The organism is Methylobacterium sp. Gmos3, assembly GCF_056430985.1.
The window spans coordinates 39734-56819 of record NZ_JBWJYL010000011.1; the positions used below are offsets into that span (position 1 = coordinate 39734).

16 protein-coding genes are annotated in these 17086 nt (G+C 71.0%); 12 read left to right on the plus strand and 4 right to left on the minus strand.

Going from position 1 to position 17086, the window contains the following annotated elements; translation table 11 throughout:
- The first annotated feature begins 8 nt into the window (after window positions 1-8).
- The 6 genes from ACS5Q7_RS21540 to ACS5Q7_RS21565 all read left to right on the plus strand — a co-directional run bounded on the left by ACS5Q7_RS21540 (window position 9) and on the right by ACS5Q7_RS21565 (window position 6879).
- Window positions 9-2060, plus strand: a complete 2052-nt coding sequence (locus tag ACS5Q7_RS21540) for an HAD-IIB family hydrolase (RefSeq protein ID WP_478341312.1) — start codon at window positions 9-11, stop codon at window positions 2058-2060.
- Entirely contained in the window at window positions 2050-2934 is an 885-nt protein-coding gene (locus ACS5Q7_RS21545) for a glycosyltransferase family 2 protein (RefSeq protein WP_478341313.1), read from the plus strand. The genes ACS5Q7_RS21540 and ACS5Q7_RS21545 overlap by 11 nt, the downstream gene beginning before the upstream one ends.
- A 22-nt stretch (window positions 2935-2956) precedes the next feature.
- The gene (locus ACS5Q7_RS21550) at window positions 2957-4087 is read left to right on the plus strand and encodes a glycosyltransferase (protein WP_478341314.1); all 1131 of its coding nucleotides are present in this window, start codon (window positions 2957-2959) and stop codon (window positions 4085-4087) included.
- Window positions 4088-4128: 41 nt separating this feature from the next.
- On the plus strand, window positions 4129-5070 hold the full coding sequence (locus ACS5Q7_RS21555) for a glycosyltransferase family 2 protein (RefSeq protein ID WP_478341315.1): 942 nt from the start codon (window positions 4129-4131) through the stop codon (window positions 5068-5070).
- Complete coding sequence (locus tag ACS5Q7_RS21560; RefSeq protein WP_478341316.1) at window positions 5067-6125, plus strand: glycosyltransferase; 1059 nt, start codon at window positions 5067-5069, stop codon at window positions 6123-6125. Before ACS5Q7_RS21555 ends, ACS5Q7_RS21560 begins: the two co-directional genes overlap by 4 nt.
- A gap of 85 nt (window positions 6126-6210) precedes the next feature.
- On the plus strand, window positions 6211-6879 hold the full coding sequence (locus tag ACS5Q7_RS21565) for a class I SAM-dependent methyltransferase (RefSeq protein ID WP_478341317.1): 669 nt from the start codon (window positions 6211-6213) through the stop codon (window positions 6877-6879).
- 147 nt (window positions 6880-7026) lie between these two features.
- Here ACS5Q7_RS21565 and ACS5Q7_RS21570 read toward each other — a convergent pair whose 3' ends face one another.
- Both ACS5Q7_RS21570 and ACS5Q7_RS21575 read right to left on the minus strand, forming a co-directional pair.
- A complete protein-coding gene (locus tag ACS5Q7_RS21570) occupies window positions 7027-7227 on the minus strand; it encodes a hypothetical protein (RefSeq protein WP_478341318.1) in 201 nt (66 codons plus the stop codon).
- Window positions 7228-7496: 269 nt separating this feature from the next.
- The gene (locus tag ACS5Q7_RS21575) at window positions 7497-8288 is read right to left on the minus strand and encodes an AraC family transcriptional regulator (RefSeq protein ID WP_478341319.1); all 792 of its coding nucleotides are present in this window, start codon (window positions 8286-8288) and stop codon (window positions 7497-7499) included.
- A gap of 102 nt (window positions 8289-8390) precedes the next feature.
- Between ACS5Q7_RS21575 and ACS5Q7_RS21580 the strand changes: the two genes are divergently transcribed.
- Window positions 8391-9611 (plus strand): MFS transporter, encoded by a 1221-nt coding sequence (locus ACS5Q7_RS21580; protein WP_478341320.1) that lies wholly within the window; start codon window positions 8391-8393, stop codon window positions 9609-9611.
- Here ACS5Q7_RS21580 and ACS5Q7_RS21585 read toward each other — a convergent pair.
- A complete protein-coding gene (locus ACS5Q7_RS21585) occupies window positions 9608-10765 on the minus strand; it encodes a YncE family protein (RefSeq protein ID WP_478341321.1) in 1158 nt (385 codons plus the stop codon). The two genes, ACS5Q7_RS21580 and ACS5Q7_RS21585, sit on opposite strands and share 4 nt — an antisense overlap.
- 372 nt (window positions 10766-11137) lie before the next feature.
- Here ACS5Q7_RS21585 and ACS5Q7_RS21590 point away from each other — a divergent pair, with 372 nt between their 5' ends.
- The 4 genes from ACS5Q7_RS21590 to ACS5Q7_RS21605 all read left to right on the plus strand — a co-directional run bounded on the left by ACS5Q7_RS21590 (window position 11138) and on the right by ACS5Q7_RS21605 (window position 13047).
- Window positions 11138-11467 (plus strand): hypothetical protein, encoded by a 330-nt coding sequence (locus tag ACS5Q7_RS21590; RefSeq protein WP_478341322.1) that lies wholly within the window; start codon window positions 11138-11140, stop codon window positions 11465-11467.
- A 67-nt stretch (window positions 11468-11534) separates the two neighbouring features.
- Window positions 11535-11960: a hypothetical protein gene (locus tag ACS5Q7_RS21595; RefSeq protein WP_478341323.1), complete on the plus strand. Its 426-nt coding sequence runs from the start codon at window positions 11535-11537 to the stop codon at window positions 11958-11960.
- Window positions 11961-12082: 122 nt separating this feature from the next.
- A complete protein-coding gene (locus ACS5Q7_RS21600) occupies window positions 12083-12604 on the plus strand; it encodes a hypothetical protein (protein WP_478341324.1) in 522 nt (173 codons plus the stop codon).
- Window positions 12605-12606: 2 nt separating this feature from the next.
- Window positions 12607-13047, plus strand: coding sequence for a DUF421 domain-containing protein (locus ACS5Q7_RS21605; protein ID WP_478341325.1), 441 nt, complete (start codon window positions 12607-12609; stop codon window positions 13045-13047).
- Window positions 13048-13074: 27 nt separating this feature from the next.
- Here the strand turns inward: ACS5Q7_RS21605 and ACS5Q7_RS21610 are convergent, their stop codons facing one another.
- Window positions 13075-14574 (minus strand): DUF2252 domain-containing protein, encoded by a 1500-nt coding sequence (locus ACS5Q7_RS21610; RefSeq protein WP_478341326.1) that lies wholly within the window; start codon window positions 14572-14574, stop codon window positions 13075-13077.
- Window positions 14575-14826: 252 nt separating this feature from the next.
- On the opposite strand from ACS5Q7_RS21610, the gene ACS5Q7_RS21615 reads away from it, so the two are divergent.
- Window positions 14827-17085, plus strand: a complete 2259-nt coding sequence (locus tag ACS5Q7_RS21615; protein WP_478341327.1) for an ATP-binding protein — start codon at window positions 14827-14829, stop codon at window positions 17083-17085.
- Window position 17086 lies beyond the last annotated feature (1 nt).

Here is a 17086-nt window from a genome sequence, read left to right on the forward strand (position 1 = left end):
TGCGCCTGATGTTCGTTCTGCATATCGCCCTGCAGGGCTGCCTGCGCGGCGACGGCGTCGTCTACGGGCTCACCGCCGATACCGGCGGCCATATCCGCTACCTGCTCGATCTCGTTTCGGCCTCGAAGCAGGACCGCGACCTCACGCGGATCGTGGTGGCGACCCGCCTGTTTCACGGCCCCCTCGGCGCCGCCTACGCCGTGCCTGAAGAGCCGATCGCCGACAAGGTGACGCTCGTGCGGCTCGCGAGCGCGTCCCCGGACTACCGCGACAAGGAGGCGATGCACACCGAGGTCGCCTCGTTCGCGGAGAATCTCGTTGCCTGGATCGCCGCGCAGGACCGGGCGCCGGATCTCATCCACGCGCATTACGCGGACGCGGCGACGGTCGCGGCCCTGGTGCAGGATCGCCTCGGCATCCCCTTCGTGTTCACCGCCCATTCCCTCGGGCGGGTCAAGGCATCGATGCTGGGCGCGGTCCCCGTCCGGCCCGACCTCGTTCGACGGATCGCCGCCGAGGAGGAGGCCCTGGCGCGCGCCGAACTCGTCATCGCGTCCTCGCGGGACGAGGCCGAGGTCCAGTATGCCGGCTACGCGGCCTACGATCCCGGCCGCATCCGCGTTCTCCCTCCCGGCAGCGACCTCGCCCGCTTCGCCGCAGCCCAGACCCACCCCCGCGTCGACGCGGCGATCGACCGCTTCCTCGACGATCCCGGCAAGCCGGCGATCCTGGCGCTCGCCCGGCCGGTCGCGCGCAAGAACCTCGCGGCGCTGGTGCGCGCCTACGGCGAGAACCGGGCTCTCCAGGCCCGCGCCAATCTCGTGATCGTCGCCGGCATCCGCGACGATATCGACACCCTCGACGGCGACATGGCCGCGACGATGCGCGACCTGCTGGTGCTGATCGACCGTTACGACCTCTACGGGCGCGTCGCCTACCCGAAGACGCATCGCCCGGAGGACGTTCCGGCCATCTACGCCCATGCCCGGACCCGTGGCGGCCTGTTCGTCAACCCGGCCCTCAACGAGCCCTTCGGCCTGACGCTGCTGGAAGCCTCGGCGGCCGGCCTCCCGCTGGTCGCCACCGACAGCGGTGGGCCCAACGACATCGTGGAAACCTGCGGCAACGGCCTTCTGGTCGATCCCCGAGCCCCCGGCGCCATCGCCGAGGCCTGCCTGCGGATCCTGGGTGATCCGGCGCTCTACGCACGCTGCGTGGCCGGCGGCGGCCGGGCGGCGGCCGCCTACGATTGGGACCGGCATGCCGCCCGCTATCACGTCCTGCTGCGCGCGCTGCTCAACCCGGAACCGCCCGCTCCGGCGCCCCGGCAACTCCTCGTCTGCGATATCGACAACACGCTGGTCGGCTGCGACGCGGGGCTCGGCATCTTCCGCCGCTGGCGCAGCCGGCAGGAGGGCCTGGCCTTCGGCGTCGCCACCGGCCGGTCCTTCCACAGCGCCATGGCGGTGCTGGAGCAGCAGGCGAGCCCCCGGCCCCAGGTGATGATCACCTCGGTGGGGTCCGAGATCTACCACCTCGACGCCAACGGCGTGACCTACACGGCGGATGCCGCGTGGCGGCGGACCATCGAAGCCGGCTGGGACCGGGCCGCCGTGCGGGCGGCGCTCGACGGGCTCGATGGGCTCACCCCCCAGGGGCCTCTGGAGCAGCGGGCCCTGAAGCTGAGCTATTTCGGCGACAAGGCGGCCGAGCGGCGCGTCCGCGCGCGTCTGGCCCAGGCCGGACTCGCCGCGAACGTGATCCACAGCCACGGGCGGTATCTCGACGTCCTGCCGGAGGCGGCCTCGAAAGGCACCGCGGTCGATCACGTCCGGGCCCTTTACGACCTGCCGGAGCACGCCGTGTACGTGGCCGGCGATTCCGGGAACGACGTCGAGATGCTGGGCGCCCGGGTGCAGGCGATCATCGTGGCGAACTATTCGGACGACCTCGCCAGCCATGCCGCCCTGAAACACTCCTACGTGGCCCGCCGGACCCATGCCCGGGGCATCATCGAGGGCGTCTCGCATTTCCGCCGGATGCTGGCCGATGTCGGCTGAGCCGGGGGCGGAGGGGCCTCCGAGCGTCCTGACCCTGGTTCGCGGCCGGGCCGACCGGCTGCGCAACCTGATGCGGGGGCTCGCCCGCCAGACCCTGCCTCCGCGGGAGTTGGTGATCGCCTGGATGCAGCCCGAGCGTGCGCCGGATCTGCCCGATCCCGGCTGCCCGGTCCGGCATGTCCACGTGCCGGGCGAGCCGATGCCGCTCGCCGCCGCGCGCAATCGCGCCGCCGAGGCGGCCCGCGCGGACCTCCTCGTCTTCCTGGACGCGGATTGCATTCCCTCACCGACGCTGACGGCCGCCTATGCGCGGGCTGCTGAGACGGCGCGGGGGCTCTTCCTCGGCGAGGTTCTCTATCTGCCGCCCGGGGCCGTCCTCGGCGAACTTGATTCCGATGTGCTCGACCGCCTGGGCCGAGCCCATCCGGCCCGGCCCAGCCTGCCCGCCACCGGCTTGCGGCCGGAACCCGATGCGGGCCAGCTCTGGGGCCTGTCCTTCGCGCTGCCCGCCGCCTCCTGGCGGGCGGTCGGCGGGATGGACGAGGCCTTCGCCGGCTACGGCGGCGAGGAGACGGACCTCGCCGCCCGGCTCGCGGCGTCGGGGTTGGCGACCTTCTGGGTCGCGGGCGCCCGTGCCTACCACCAGCATCACCCGGTCCATGTGCCGCCCCTGCAGCATTTCGGGCCGATCCTCGACAACGCGACGCGCTTCCGGGCGCGGCACGGGCGCTGGTGCATGACCTACTGGCTCGACCAGTTCCGCGCGGCCGGGCTGATCGACTGGGACGCCGAGGCCCCCGCGATCCGCCTCATCCGCCCTCCGACCGGATCCGAGATCGCCGCCGCCCTGCGGCCTGACGCCCTGTTCTCCTGACATCGAGCCAGAACCCACCGCCATGAAGAAGCCGATCGCGTTCTTCGTCCATCACCAGGGCCGGGGCCACGCCAACCGCACCATGGCGGTGGCCGCCGAATTCGCCCGCGACCGGCCGGTCTCGGTCCTGACCGCCGATCCGAGCCTGTTCGACGGCTTCCCACGCGAGCTCGAGATCGTCGCGCTGCCCAACATGATCGGCGCCGCCGTCCCGACCGCGCGGCTCTACGCCGAGCCGACGCCGCAGGTGATGCACTGCGTCCCCCTCGGCCTCGACGCGATGCGCCGGACCATGCGGGCCATCCTCGACCATCTCGACGCGCGCGAAATCGGCCTGTTCGTGGTCGACGTCTCGGCGGAGATCGCGCTCCTGTCGCGGATCGCCAGCGTGCCCGCCGTGCAGATCCGGATGCATGGCGACCGGTCCGACATCGGCCATGTCGGCGCCTATGAGGCCTGCGTCGGGATGCTCGCCCCCTTCGACGAACGCCTGGAGCAGGACGATTATCCGGCGCATCTGCGCGCCAAGACCTTCTACAGCGGCGGCCTGTGCACCAGCATCGACCGGGTGCCCGACCGCGCCGAGGCCCGCGCGCGGCTCGGCCTCGATCCGGCGCGGGAGATCGTCGTGGCGGTGACGGGCGGCGGCGGCAGCGGCACGCCCTATGCGCCGCTGACGGTCGCGGCCCGCGCCGCCCCGGATGCCCTGTGGCTCACCCTCGGGCCGACCCACCGCGAGGGCCACGAGACCGATTTCTCCAACCTGCGCGAACTCGGCTGGGTCTCGTCGGTCACCGATTACCTCGCCGCCGCCGACATCGTGATCGCCTCGGCCGGCGACAACACGGTCCATGAGGTCGCGCGGGTCGGCGGGCGCCTGATCGTGATGCCGGAATGGCGCTACTTCGCCGAGCAGACCCGCAAGGCCGAGGCGCTGGTCCGCCTCGGCGCCGCCGTGCAGGCCCCCGTCTGGCCCGGCGACCTCCAGGGCTGGCGCGACCTCCTCGCCCAAGCCCGCGCCCTCGACGGGACCGCCCTGTCCGGCCTCTACGCCCCCGACGCCGCCGCTCGCGCCGCCGGCTGGCTCGAAGATCTGACCGACGCCCTCTGGGACGTCGGACCCGCCCCGCTCCGGGGCGTCGCGACCGCGTGAGCGCCGCCCTTTCCCCGTCTCAGCCGGAGCCCGATCACCGCATGTCCACCGTCTCCGTCGTGACCCTCGCGAAGGGCCGGCCAGCCCACCTGCGCAACGTCCTCCGGGGCCTGGAGCGCCAGACGCAAACCCCCGCCGCCTTCATCGTCGCGGTGATGCAGGACACGCCCTACGACCTGCCCGAGGTCGGCTTCCCGGTCCGACAGATCCTCGTGCCGGGCCGCGACCTGCCCCTGGCGGCGGCGCGCAACCGTGGCGTGGCGGCGACGGACGGCGACGCCGTGGTCTTCCTCGACGTCGACTGCATCCCGGCGCCCGACCTCGTCGCCGATTACGCGCGGGGCCTCTCCGAACTCGACGGGCTGCTGATGGGCGAGGTGCTGCACCTGCCCGAGCACGCCACGGCGGGCGCCTGGGACTACGACGGCCTCGACGCCGTGGCGGAGAAGCATTCCGACCGGCGCGGCCCGCCGGCCTCCGGCATAGAGATCTGCCACGATTACCGGTGCTTCTGGTCGCTCAACTTCGCGATCCGGCGAAAGACCTTCCTGGCGACCGGCGGCTTCGACGAGCGCTACACCGGCTATGGCGGCGAGGACACCGACTTCGGCAAGCTCCTCGACCGGAGCGGCATCCCGATCGCCTGGATGAAGGGCGCGCGCGCCTATCACCAGTACCACCCGCATCACATGCCCCCGGTCCATCACCTCGAGAGCGTGGTGCGCAACGCCGAATTGTTCGAGGCCAAGTGGGGCTACCGCACCATGGGCCACTGGCTCTACGCCTTCAAGGTGATGGGCCTGATCGACGACACGCCCGACCGGCCGATCCGCATCCTGCGCCGGCCCGACGCCGCCGACCTCGCGCTGACCGGCCAGCAGAGCCACCAGCCCTACACGAACGCGGCGTCGGTGATCCGCGCCCTCGAGGCCCGGCAGGCCGACGAAACCCACGCCGACGGTGCGGCCTCGGTGACGGCGTGAGGATCGCGCTCCTCGCCCATTGCCGACACCCGATCGCCCCGCCCTTCGCGGGCGGCCTCGAAGCCTACACCTGGCACCTCGCGGACGGCCTCGCCGCCCGGGGCCATGCAGTCACGCTGTTCGCCTCCGGCGACAGCGATCCGCGCTTCGCCCTGGATCCCGTGATCCCGGTCCATCACGAGCGAAGCCATGCCGGCCTGGAGCATCGGGGCGATGCGGGCCTGAAGGATCATCTCGATGCCGGCTACGCCGCCGCCTGCGACCGGATCGCCGCCGGGGGGTTCGACGTGCTGCACAACAACGGCTTGAGCCGCCTTCCCCTGGAGAGGCGCCGCACCGCCGTCATGCCCACCGTCACCTCGCTGCACGTGCCCCCCTACGACGCCCTGCGCTGGTTCGTGCAGGCGAGCCCCGCTCCGGGGCACCGGATCACCACGACGTCCCGGGCACAGCGCGAGGCGTGGTGGCCGGACGGGGCGCCCCCGGAGGCGTTGGTGCTTCACAACGGCGTCGATCCCGCTGCGTGGCCCTTCCAACCGCGCGGCGACGGCAGCGCCGTCTGGTGCGCGCGGATCGCACCGGACAAGGGCGCGCCTCACGCGATCGCGGCGGCGCGCCGGGTCGGGCTGCCCCTGACCCTGTTCGGCCCCATCGAGGAGCCGGATTACTGGGCGGCGCAGGTCGCACCGCTGCTCGGCGGCGCTGTGCGCTATGGCGGCCGGCTCTCCGGTGCGGCCCTGGCCGCCGAGGTCGGCCGCGCGTCCGTGTTCCTGACCACCCCGTGCTGGGACGAGCCGTTCGGGCTGGCGGCGGTCGAGGCGATGGCCTGCGGTCTGCCGGTCGCCGGCTTCGCGCGGGGCGCCGTGCCGGAAGTGGTGGGGGAGGCCGGCTCCCTGGCCCCGCCGGGGGACGAGGCGGCCCTCGCCGACGCCATCACCACGGCGCTCGCGATCCCGCGGATGGTCCCGCACGCGCGGGTCCTGCGCCTGTTCACCCACGCGCGCTGGCTCGACCGCTGCGAGGCGCTCTACGCGCAGGCCAGGACCGAGGGATGACCCTGCCGGGGGATGACCCCTGCGGCGTCCTCCGCTGCCCGCCGATCCCGCGCCTTTCCCCCTTCCTCCCATTCGGACCCCAAGCATGACCCGACAGGATCTGATCGCCGCCCTGTGGCACGGTCGCGACCCCTTCGCGGAGCCCCCGGCGGACTTGCGCCCCGCCGACCTTCAGGGCTGGCGCAGCATCCATCCCTACCTCGAAGAGGCGGTGATCGATTACGCGCCGCGCGTGGTCATCGAGATCGGCACCTGGAAAGGGGCCAGCGCCCTCTTCCTCGCGCAGACCATGGCGGGGCGAAACGTCTCCGGCACCGTGATCGCGGTCGATACATGGCTCGGAGCCGTGGATCATTGGGCCGACGAGGGGCTCTTCGCCGAACTCGCCACCGAGCACGGCTATCCGAGCCTTTACCGGACCTTCCTGGCCAACGTGGTGCGGGCCGGCATGACCGACCGGATCGTACCGCTGCCGCTCGACTCGGTGAACGCCGCCGAACTCCTGCGGCTGCGCGGCGTCACGGCCGATGTCATTCACCTCGATGCCGGCCACGAGGAGGCGTCGGTCGCGGCGGACCTGCGCGCGTGGTGGCCGATCCTGCGACCCGGAGGCCTTCTGATCGCGGACGATTACGACCGCCTGGGGGGCCGCTTCCCGGGGGTGACCCGGGCGGTCGACGCGTTCTGCCGCGAGGCCGGTGTTCAGGGGCCGTGGTCGCTTCGGGGCAAGTGCAAGTTCGTCAAGCCGGGTTAGGGCCGTCGAAGGCGTCGAGCGACGGCCACCGGACCGACTTCGGTCCGATGCGGTCCGGCCGCCCGGCCGGAACCCGCTTGGTGATCGCGACACAAGAAAAGGGTCGGCCCTTCAGCCAACCCTTCATCACGTCACCGACGATGCGACCTACTCGGCGGCGGTCATCTCGGCGGTGTAGTGGCCACACCAATCGCTCTCGGACACCACCGGCCACAATCCTTTGGTGTCGGCCTTCGGCTGGCTGACCGGCGGGTTGAACCGGCACAGACCGGAATCGCTTTGCGATACGGCGCCGTTGCCCTTGTGCTCGTCGAAGAAGCGGCAGGTCTCACACTTGGCGTTGGCCATCGGGGACTCCTGTGGCGGATGACGGCTTCGCGCCGCCAGTTGCGAATTGGAATGGTTTCAATCTATCGAACCAACTACCGGCCGACGATGCGGTTCCCCGCGTGTCGACAGCGCGGGTGATCCTGCCGGTCCGTCTTTCGCATCCCAAAGGGGCCGCCGGTTCGCGGGCCTCACCGATGCCGACGTCGCCGGGCAGCGGATCGCAGCCGACGCTGCGGCGATCATCGCCCGCAACGCCAACTTCGGGCGGACATCCACCCCGCCCGCGCTCAGGACTCGGCGCGCGACAGGCGCGGAAGCGGCCGCGAATCCATGGCGTGAGTCGGCAACAAACTCTCCGTGCGTCCCCGCAAAGCTTGGATGCTGCGGTAGCCGACCGAAGCCGCGACGCGGCGCGGCGACCATCCGTCGGCGGAGAGGGCCAAGGCCCGGACGACCCTCGCCCTGGCCCGCCATTGTCCGAAGGTCAGGCCCGTCTCGCTGCGGAACCGGCGCGTCAGGGTGCGGCGGCTGAGGCCGCAATGGTCGGCCCATTCGTCGAGATCGAGATCCGTCGCGGGCGCCTCGATGAGGCCGAGGCAGATCCGGCGCAGGCGGATATCCCTCGGCAGGGGCAAGGTCAGCTTGGTCTCCGGCGCCCGCCGGATCTCGTCGAGCACCAGGGCGGCGAGATGCCCGCCACGACCCGCCTCGTCATAGAGCACCGGTTCCGCCCCGAGGGAGGCGAGCGCGGCGGCGAGCAGGGACGAGACCTCGATGACCCGGGCGCGGAGGGGAAAGTCCCGCACCGCCTCGACGGCGAGATAGGCCGAGCACATCGCCACCGCCCCGTGCAGCGCCACCGCATGCATCAGGCGCGGCGGGATCCAGAGGGCATGGCCCTCGGGCACGACCCAGGTCCCGTCCTCGGCGGTGGCCATCATCAGGCCTGCGGTGGCGTAGAGCAGCTGCGCCCGCGTGTGGCAGTGGGGGTCGATGCGGCTGCCGGCGGCGTAGGTCTTGGGCATCACCGCGACGGCGCGGGGCACGTCCTGATAATCCTCCGCCCGGATCGACCGCATGGTGCCAGCCCCATCCACTTTGGCCCGATTGCGTACAACTTCGGCCCGACCGCTTGCAACGGGTCAGGTATGGGAGGGGAGGCTCACAGAGATGCTCGACCCATGGATGCCGCAATCCTGTCCCGCCGGACCCTGCGCTTCGTCAACGTCGCGCACGCCCTCGACCATTTCGTCCTGCTCATCTACCCGACCGCCGTCATCGCCATCGCGGCGCAGACGGGGTTGGGCTACGGCGAACTGATCGGGCTCGCGACCGGCGCCTTCGTCGCCTTCGGGCTCTGCTCGCTGCCCATGGGCTGGCTCGCCGACCGGTTCGGCCGGCGCACCATGCTGGCGATCTTCTTCTTCGGCTACGGCCTGTCCTGCCTCGGGGTGGCGAGCGCGGCGAGCCCGACCGCCTTCGCGGTCTGGCTCTGCGTGCTGGGGCTCGCCTCGGCGATCTATCATCCGGTCGGTTCGGCGATGCTGGTCACCCATGCGAGCCGCCTCGGCCGCGATCTCGGCCTGAACGGAGTCTGGGGGAATGCCGGAGCCGCCACTGCCTCCGGCGTGACGGCCCTGCTCGCCTCCGGCCTCGGCTGGCAGGCGGCCTTCATCGTGCCGGGCCTGCTGTGCCTCGGCTGCGGCGCGGCGTTCCTGGCCCTGGTCCCCGGAGACGGCGAGGGGAGCCAGGGCAAGGCGGGGGGCGCTCCCGTCATCCCCGTGGCGCGGCCGATTCCCCTTCTCGTCGTCTTTGCCTGCGCCATCATCGCGGGCGGGATGACCTTCAACATCACGACCATCGCCCTGCCGAAGGTCGTGGACGAGCGCGTCGGCGCGGATCTTCCGCTCGCCCTGATCGGCTCGGTCGCGACCCTCGTCTTCGCGTTCGGCGCCCTGACCCAGCTGGCGATGGGGCGGCTGATCGACCGCTTCAGCCTGCCGGCCCTCTTCCTCGGCCTGTCCGTCCTGCAGCCGCTCGGGCTCGGGATCGCCGCCGTGAGCACCGGCCTGCCGCTGCTGACCGGCTTGGTGCTGACGATGGCGGCGCTCTACGGGCAAGTGGTGATCAACGACGCGATGGTGGCGCGCTACGTGCCGGCGGCCTACCGGACGCGGGCCTACAGCGTGCGCTACTTCCTGGGCTTCACCGTGAGCGGCTTCGTCGTGCCGATGATCGCCATCCTGCACGATCGCGGCGGCTTCGGCCTCGTGCTCGCCATTGCCGCAGGCTTCGGCGCGGTCATCGTCGCCTCGGCCTTCGGCTTCTTCGCGCTGACCCGCCCTGCGCAGGGTCCGGCCGGGCCAACAGACGTCAGGCCGTCGCCCGTGGTTTCGCCCTAAGGTTCCGCCGTGCGGATCCCTGCCGGGCCGTTCTTCATCGTGATCGCGCCCATCGGCGTGAGGGACGCGCCGTCGAAGGCGAAGGATCGGATCTCGTGCTCGATCATGCACTGGGTCACGAGGGTGCGGCCGTCGCGGCTCCAGGCGATGCCCTGGCACCAATGTCCGGTCGGCGCCTCGGCGACCTGGGTCAAGGCGTGATCCGTGATGCGGTAGACCTTCAGCAGGCCGTGATCGCTGTAGAACGGCGAGGTCGTGGCCTTGTTCGAGCCGTTAATGACGCCGACCGCGAGGAAGGCGCCGTCCGGCGACATCTTCAGGCCCTCCGGCGTCTGGCCGACCGTCACCGTGTTCACCACCCGCGAGGGGTCGGCCCGCAGATCGACGAGGCTGACCGTGTCGGCGTCACCCATGCCCATCCCGATATTGGCGATGGCCGCGAACCGGCCGTCGCCCGCGATATCGATTCCGTAGGGCCGGATGCCCGCGAACAGGTCGCGCTTCGTGTAGGTGACCGTGTCGCCCTCGACCGACAGCACGGAGATCCGCCAGTCGCCGTCGCGCGTGACGTAGGCGGTGCGGCCGTCGCGGGTGAACGCGATGGCGCTGGGGCCGGATTTCTCGTCGCCGAGCCGGACCTTGCCGCGTTCCGTCAGCGTGCCGTCACGGATCGAGAAGACCGAGACCGTGCCTTCGCCCCGGTTGGCCACCAGCGCGAGCGTCCCGGCCCGATTGAGGGTGACGCCCGCAGCGCCGGCGCCCACGATGTGCGTGGCCACCACCTTCGGCGGGCTCGCCTTCAGGTCCACGACGCTGAGCCGATTGTCCGGGGCGTATTTGCGCGGGTCGGCGGGATCGACCTTCTGCGCGGCGGTCACGAGGGCGAAGCTCTCATCGGGGGCCACGGCCACCGAGAGGGGCGGGCCGACGACGCTCGCCGGCGCCTCGACCTCGCCGATCACCCGCGGTGGCGAGACGGAGAGGTCGATGATGGAGACCGTGTCCGGCACGATCTCGGCCGGCACGACCTGGACGCCCGCCTCCAGCGTCGCCTTCCCGTCGTTGCCCGATACGGCGATTTCGGCGCCGGACGGCGCGACGAGTGCAACCCAGCATAAAACGCTGGCCCAGGCACCTTTGCCCGCGCGCCCCATCGTGCGTCTCTCCCGATCCGGCGCGACTCGCGGTCGTGCTTCATTATCGAGGGGTAACGTTGCGCGAGAACGTTGCGCAAATCAATCGTACCGCATTGAAAACTGACGGGATGCACGGAAGTGTCACGACAAGGACGGATGTCCCGGTGTGAAGACGACACTTTCATTTGAGCTGGTGTCGGGACGTCCGGCGATTCCTAGCGGATTGTCTGCGCGTCCCGAGACCGGACAGCGCGCACATCGCGGGCGTGACCCGCAGGCGCCGAGGTTGCCCCAACTGGAGCTGAACGGCGCGGTTCAGGGTCGGGCGCGCGGTGTGTCCTAGAAGGCTGTCACACCCGAGAGGGTTTGGGACAGCCAGAGAACAAGACCATGACGAAGACCGCCGCCCTGCTCGGCGCCACCGCGCTGCTGTTCGCCACCGCCGCCGTGGCGCAGCCGGCTCCGCCCCCGCCCGACGCACCGCGCGGCGGGAGCATGGCGCCGCCGCCCCCGCCCCCCGGCGGCCCTCGCCGTGGGCCGGACGCCCCGCCACCCCCTCCGCCGCCTCCGCCGTCGAAGGGCGCGCATTTCATCGTCGAGCGTGGCGAGGCCCGCATCGACGTGAAGTGTGCCGACGACGAGCCGATGAAGGGCTGCGCCGACATCACCCTGCAACTCCTCGACAAGCTGTCGACCCTGAAGCCGTCCGACGCGCGCTGACGCCGGACCGGCCGGGACCGCGCGGTCAGGCACGGTCCCTTCCCCGCTTTTTGGAGAACCACCTCACATGAACGACATGCAGGAAGTCTCGGGCACGGTCTGGGCCGTCTTCGGCCATCGCCTGGCCATCGAGGGAACCAGGGGGCGCGTCCTCGCCGACCTCGGCCCGAAGGACGCGAAAGGCATCGCGGTCGCCGTCGGCGACGAGGTTTCGCTCAAGGGAGAGCGCAAGCCGACGGAGATCAAGGTAACCGCCATCGCAGTGAACGGGGGTGCCGCCCGCGAGATCACGTGGCCGACGAAGCCGGACCACGGCGAGGCCGACCCCTCCCTCGCCATCGCCGCAGCACGGGCGGAAGGCTATGTCGTCGCCGGGGAGCCGAAGCGGAAGCCCAAGCATTTCGAGATCGTCGGCGCGAAGGACGGGGCTCACCACGAGCTGCACATCGAGCTCGACGGCACGATCCGCAAGGTGAAGCCGGTCGCGGCCTGAGGAGGCGGACCCGTCCCCCGGGCTCCCGCCCCGGGGGACGGCGAAATCGTCGGCCGTCCGATTCACGAAAACGTCTTCGCCCGCGTTGTCGCCGCGATGTGGGCGAGAGGGAGCGAACCGCCTTGGAAGTCATCCACGACGACCCGCCGATGCCGGAGGAGATCGCGAACGGATTCTACCCGGCCTTCGAGACACGCTGGCGGAAGGCCGAGCTGGCGGGCCGGTTCGCCATGCTCGCCTTCGTGCTGGTCTGCGCCGCCGGCCTGCTCGGACGTGGGCCGTTCAGTGAGCGTGAGCTTTCCAACGGCGACGGGTCGATCCGCATCCGCTACGAACCGGTGGTGCGCTTCGGCGCCCCCACCATCATCCGCTTCGACACCAGGGTCCCGCCCGGCGGCGACAAGGTCGCGGTGACCATCGCCAAGGACCTCGTGGACCGGTTCGGGCTGGAGACCATCACGCCGCGACCGGCGACCTGGGAAGTCGCGGGTGGGGGCGTCCGGCTCGTCTTCCCCGTCCAGGCCGGCGAGAGCCATGCCCTGATCCGCTTCACGGGCTCGCCCGCCTTCCGCGGCGGCGTGAATCTCACCGCCCGGCTCGACGGCGGCGAGACCCTGTCCTGGTCGCAATACGCGGTGCCATAGCCATGAACACCGTCCTCAAGGCCGCGACCGCCTACCTCGTCGTCCTGTTCGTGATCCGGTTGATCGGGCGGCGCACCGCCAGCCAGCAGGCGCCCATCGACATGGTGGTGCTGTTCCTGTTCGGCGGCCTGAGCGTCAGCGCCATCCTGGGCGACGACCATTCCTTCACGGGTGCCATGAGCGCGCTGTTCACCGTCGGGCTGATGCACGTCTCGGTGTCGTGGCTGAAGCTGCGCTTCGTCTGGTTCGAGCGCATCGTCGACGGCACGCCCATCGTGGTCTACCGCGACGGCGACTGGGACGAGACCAACATGCGGCGCCTGCGGATGCAGCAGGCCGATGTGCGCACGGCGGCGCGCCAGCAGGGGCTGGACGATCTCGACAAGGTCGCCGTCGCCATCGTCGAGCGGGACGGCAAGGTCTCGGTCATCGAGAAGGACTGAAGGCCGGCGGGTGCCGCCCCCCGCCCGTCACAGATGCGGATCGTCCGCCGCCGCGAGCCGGCCCGACGCGATGGCCTCCCGGAAGGTCTCGAAGTCTTCCGCGTTCCGGTCGCCGTAGGCGGCGGCCCAGTCGGCGAGGGCCGTCCGCAGGTCGGCACGGCCTTCGTGCCCGCAATAGCCCGCGATCGCCGCCGCATCGCCCGTCCGCGCGTGGGCCTTGGCCAGAAGGGCTCCGTAGGCGTGGGAGAAGTACAGGAGCGATTGCCCCGTCATGCGGGAGATGGGGATCTCGCCCTTCATGTTCTTCATCTGGCGCACGTAGAACGGTCGCCCGTCGATCGTGGTCCAGCCGAGCAACGGGTCTCCCACCGCCTGGAGCAGGCGCTGCCCGTAGATGACCCGTTCCCCCTCGTGGCTCGCATAGGGCTCGGGCATGCCGCGCAGGTAGGGCGCGTGGGCCGGGCGCACCGCCTCCTTCACCTGCAGGAAGAGCGCGTCCTGATCCGAGTTGCCGCAGAGCAACGCGACGTAGGCCCGGGTGCCGACGCTCCCCACGCCGACGACGCGATGCGCGACGTCGACCACCTGATAGCGGCTGAGCATGAATCGCCGTTCGCGCGGCAGGGTCTCGGCGTAGCGCTCCAGGCCGGTCGTGACCGCCTCGCGGGTGTCCCCGTCGACGCGGACGAGGATCGGCGGCTCCTCGCGGAAGCGCCAGCCGCCGTCGATGCGGCGCTCGCCCACCCGGTCGAGCAGGCTGCGGTTGTTCTTGCGCCGCGCCTTCTCCACGGCCTTGGCGACGACCGCCCGCGAGCGCGCGTCGATCTCGACACCGGCGAAGGCGAGGGCGTCGGCCCGCGACGCGCGCTGCCAGACGTCGAGCGATCCCCGGGGGGCGAGATCATCCATCGTGATTTGGTAGCCGGCCGCCGCGCTCAGCACCGCGTCCCTGCGCTCCGCGGAGGGGACATCGGCATCCCGTGCGGCGACCTCGATGCTGGCGCAGAGGCGCTTGAGATCCCATTCCCACGGGCCGACCGTGACCTCGTCGAAATCGTTGAGATCGAGCACGACGTCGCCCTGCGGCGAGCCGAACAATCCGACATTCGAGATATGGGCATCCCCGTTCATCACCACGTCGATCGCGGTTCGGGGTCCATGGGCGAGGTCCCAGGCCATGACCTGCGCGGCCCCCCGCAGGAAGGCGAAGGGCGAGGAGGCCATGCGGGCCACCCGCAACGGGATCAGGTGGGGTTGCCGCCCCTCGTGGGCGGCCTCGATGAGGGCCACCGGGTCCGGCCGATCGGAACTCCCGACGAGGGTCGCATGGGCCGCATGGGGGATTTCCGTGCGAAGGACCTTCCCGGCGGCGCGGCGCTTGTCCCACGGCTCCACGCCGGAACGCAGGTCGATGCGCGGAAAGTCGGCCAGGGGCGTGAGGACGGCCTCCTCGGCCGCCTGGATGACCCCCTCTTGCCGCTCGTCGGTCGGTGTCGGTGTGTCCGTCGGGGGTGCTGACCGTTCCATAAACCTCGTCCGCCTGTCCCCTGCAAGCTAGGGTCCGGCCCCGGGATTGAAAGCATCGGTTCCGCGCGGGCCATCGGTCGATGACTGCGGCGAACCGGCTTCCATCCCTCGCCGCCGGACGCATCTGATGGTGGGGAAATCCCCGGCAGGATCGCGGCTACCGGTTCTTTTGACCCATATCGGGACGCGGCCCCGGCTGGTAATCCGACATGTCCGGTCCGATGGCGGCCGGAACGGCAATGAGACCCCGGTTTGAACCAGCGCATCGATGCGGCCCACCAGAACGTAGACCTGTCGGCCTGCGACCGCGAGCCCATCCACATCGTGGGCAGCGTCCAGCCGCACGGCTTCCTGCTCGTGCTCGAACCTCCGTCCCTGACGATCGTGCAGGCCAGCGCGAACGCCCCGGCCGAGGCGCCCGTCGGTGCGTCCCTCGACACGGTGTTCCCGCACCTCGCCGCCATCGTCCGGCGCCATCTCGGCGAGGCCGGCGCACAGGCCGGCGCATCCTATCTCCGCACCGTGACGCTCACATCCGATGCCGCGCGCCTGACCTACGAGGTCGCGGCCCACCGCGTCGACGATCTCGTCGTGCTGGAACTGGAGGAGGTTGACGCCGCCGCGGCGGATCTCGGCCTCGACGTGCTCACGCCCCGGCTGCGCTCCTTCGTCGAGCGGCTGCACGCGGCCCGCAGCATCGAGGAGCTCTGCCATCTCGTCGCGCAGGACATCCGCGCCGTCACCGGCCTCGACCGGGCCCTGGTCTACCGGTTCGACCGGGACTGGCACGGCACCGTGCTGGCCGAGGACGGCAACGGCACGCTGCCCTCCTACCTCGACCTGCGCTTCCCGGCTTCGGATATCCCGGCCCAGGCGCGGGAACTCTACCGCCGCAACCGCCTGCGCATCATCCCGGATGCGGGCTACGTGCCCGTGCCGATCCTGCCGGCGACGACGCCTGCGGGACAGCCCCTCGATCTCAGCCAGTCCGTGCTGCGCTCCGTCTCGCCGGTCCATGTCGAGTACATGCGCAACATGGGCACGATGGCGTCCATGTCGGTGTCGATCCTGATCGACGGCGCCCTTTGGGGCCTGATCTCCTGCCACAACGCCGCGCCGAAGCGCGTGCCCCTGCACGCCCGCAATGCCTGCGACGTGCTCGCCCAGATCTTCGCCCTGCAATTGTCGGCGCGCGAGCGCGGCGCCCAGGCCGAGCAGCGGTTGGCGCTCGGGCAGGTGCAGGCCCGCCTCCTCGGGTTCATGGCCGAGGAGGACAGCTTCGTCGACGGCCTCCTGAACCATCCCGACGACGTCCTCGCGCTGGTGAACGCCGACGGCGCGGCCGTCGTCACGGCGGACCGCTGCCGCCTTCTGGGCGCGACGCCGGACGAGCCGGACGTCCGCACCCTGTACGAGTGGCTGGCGGCGCGCGGCGACACCGACGACGTTTTCGTGTCGGAGGCCCTGTCCGAGGCCATCCCCGGGGCGGCGGCCTTCGCCGACCGGGCGAGCGGGCTCCTCGCGATCTCGGTCTCGAAGAAATACGCGAGCTACATCCTCTGGTTCAGGCCCGAGGTGGTCCGCACGGTCAAGTGGGGCGGCAACCCGGTCAAGCCGGCCGTGCCCGATCCCGCAGGCGGGCCGGACCGCCTGCACCCGCGCAAGTCCTTCGAGATCTGGAAGGAGACGGTTCAGGGCCGGTCCCTGCCGTGGTCCGTCCCGGAGGTCGAGGCGGCGAAGGATCTGCGCGCCTCGGTGCTCGGCATCGTGCTGCGCCGGGCCGAGGAACTCGCCGCGATGAGCGAGGAGCTTCAGCGGTCGAACAAGGAGCTGGAGGCGTTCTCGTACTCGGTCAGCCACGACCTGCGGGCGCCGTTCCGGCACATCGTGGGCTATTCGAACCTGCTCAAGAACCGGGAGGGCCAGAACCTCTCCGAGCGGGGCCGGCACTATGTCGAGACGATCATCGAGGCGGCGTTCTCGGCCGGCACCCTCGTCGACAACCTGCTGACCTTCTCGCAGATGGGCCGGCACGCCCTGAACAAGAACACGGGCGACATGAACGCCCTGGTCGACGAGGTGCGCCGCAAGGTCGAGCGCGACATCGGCCCCGAACGGACCGTGCGCTGGGAGATCGGCCCCCTCGGGCGCGTCTACGCCGATCCGTTCATGCTGCGGCTGGTGATCGAGAACCTGTTGTCGAACGCGGTGAAATACACCCGCGGCAAGCCGGAGGCGGTCATCGAGGTCGGGAGGCTGCCGCCCCAGGACGGCGAGGCGGTGTTCTTCGTGCGCGACAACGGCGTCGGTTTCGACATGGCCTATGTCGACAAGCTGTTCGGCGTGTTCCAGCGCCTGCACCGCGTCGAGGATTTCGAGGGCACCGGCATCGGCCTCGCGAATGTGCGCCGCATCGTGGAGCGCCATGGCGGCCGGGCCTGGGCCGAGGGCAAGCTCGGAGAGGGCGCGATCTTCACCTTCACTTTACCGCTTCGAGAGGAGGCGCGCTGAC

Bases quoted from the DNA above. Each gene is read 5' to 3' on its own strand.
- ACS5Q7_RS21540 (WP_478341312.1), top strand. From the start codon at position 9: ATGTTCGTTCTGCATATCGCCCTGCAGGGCTGCCTGCGCGGCGACGGC.
- ACS5Q7_RS21545 (WP_478341313.1), top strand. From the start codon at position 2,050: ATGTCGGCTGAGCCGGGGGCGGAGGGGCCTCCGAGCGTCCTGACCCTG.
- ACS5Q7_RS21550 (WP_478341314.1), top strand. From the start codon at position 2,957: ATGAAGAAGCCGATCGCGTTCTTCGTCCATCACCAGGGCCGGGGCCAC.
- ACS5Q7_RS21555 (WP_478341315.1), top strand. From the start codon at position 4,129: ATGTCCACCGTCTCCGTCGTGACCCTCGCGAAGGGCCGGCCAGCCCAC.
- ACS5Q7_RS21565 (WP_478341317.1), top strand. From the start codon at position 6,211: ATGACCCGACAGGATCTGATCGCCGCCCTGTGGCACGGTCGCGACCCC.
- ACS5Q7_RS21570 (WP_478341318.1), bottom strand. From the start codon at position 7,227: ATGGCCAACGCCAAGTGTGAGACCTGCCGCTTCTTCGACGAGCACAAG.
- ACS5Q7_RS21575 (WP_478341319.1), bottom strand. From the start codon at position 8,288: ATGCGGTCGATCCGGGCGGAGGATTATCAGGACGTGCCCCGCGCCGTC.
- ACS5Q7_RS21580 (WP_478341320.1), top strand. From the start codon at position 8,391: ATGGATGCCGCAATCCTGTCCCGCCGGACCCTGCGCTTCGTCAACGTC.
- ACS5Q7_RS21585 (WP_478341321.1), bottom strand. From the start codon at position 10,765: ATGGGGCGCGCGGGCAAAGGTGCCTGGGCCAGCGTTTTATGCTGGGTT.
- ACS5Q7_RS21590 (WP_478341322.1), top strand. From the start codon at position 11,138: ATGACGAAGACCGCCGCCCTGCTCGGCGCCACCGCGCTGCTGTTCGCC.
- ACS5Q7_RS21595 (WP_478341323.1), top strand. From the start codon at position 11,535: ATGAACGACATGCAGGAAGTCTCGGGCACGGTCTGGGCCGTCTTCGGC.
- ACS5Q7_RS21605 (WP_478341325.1), top strand. From the start codon at position 12,607: ATGAACACCGTCCTCAAGGCCGCGACCGCCTACCTCGTCGTCCTGTTC.
- ACS5Q7_RS21610 (WP_478341326.1), bottom strand. From the start codon at position 14,574: ATGGAACGGTCAGCACCCCCGACGGACACACCGACACCGACCGACGAG.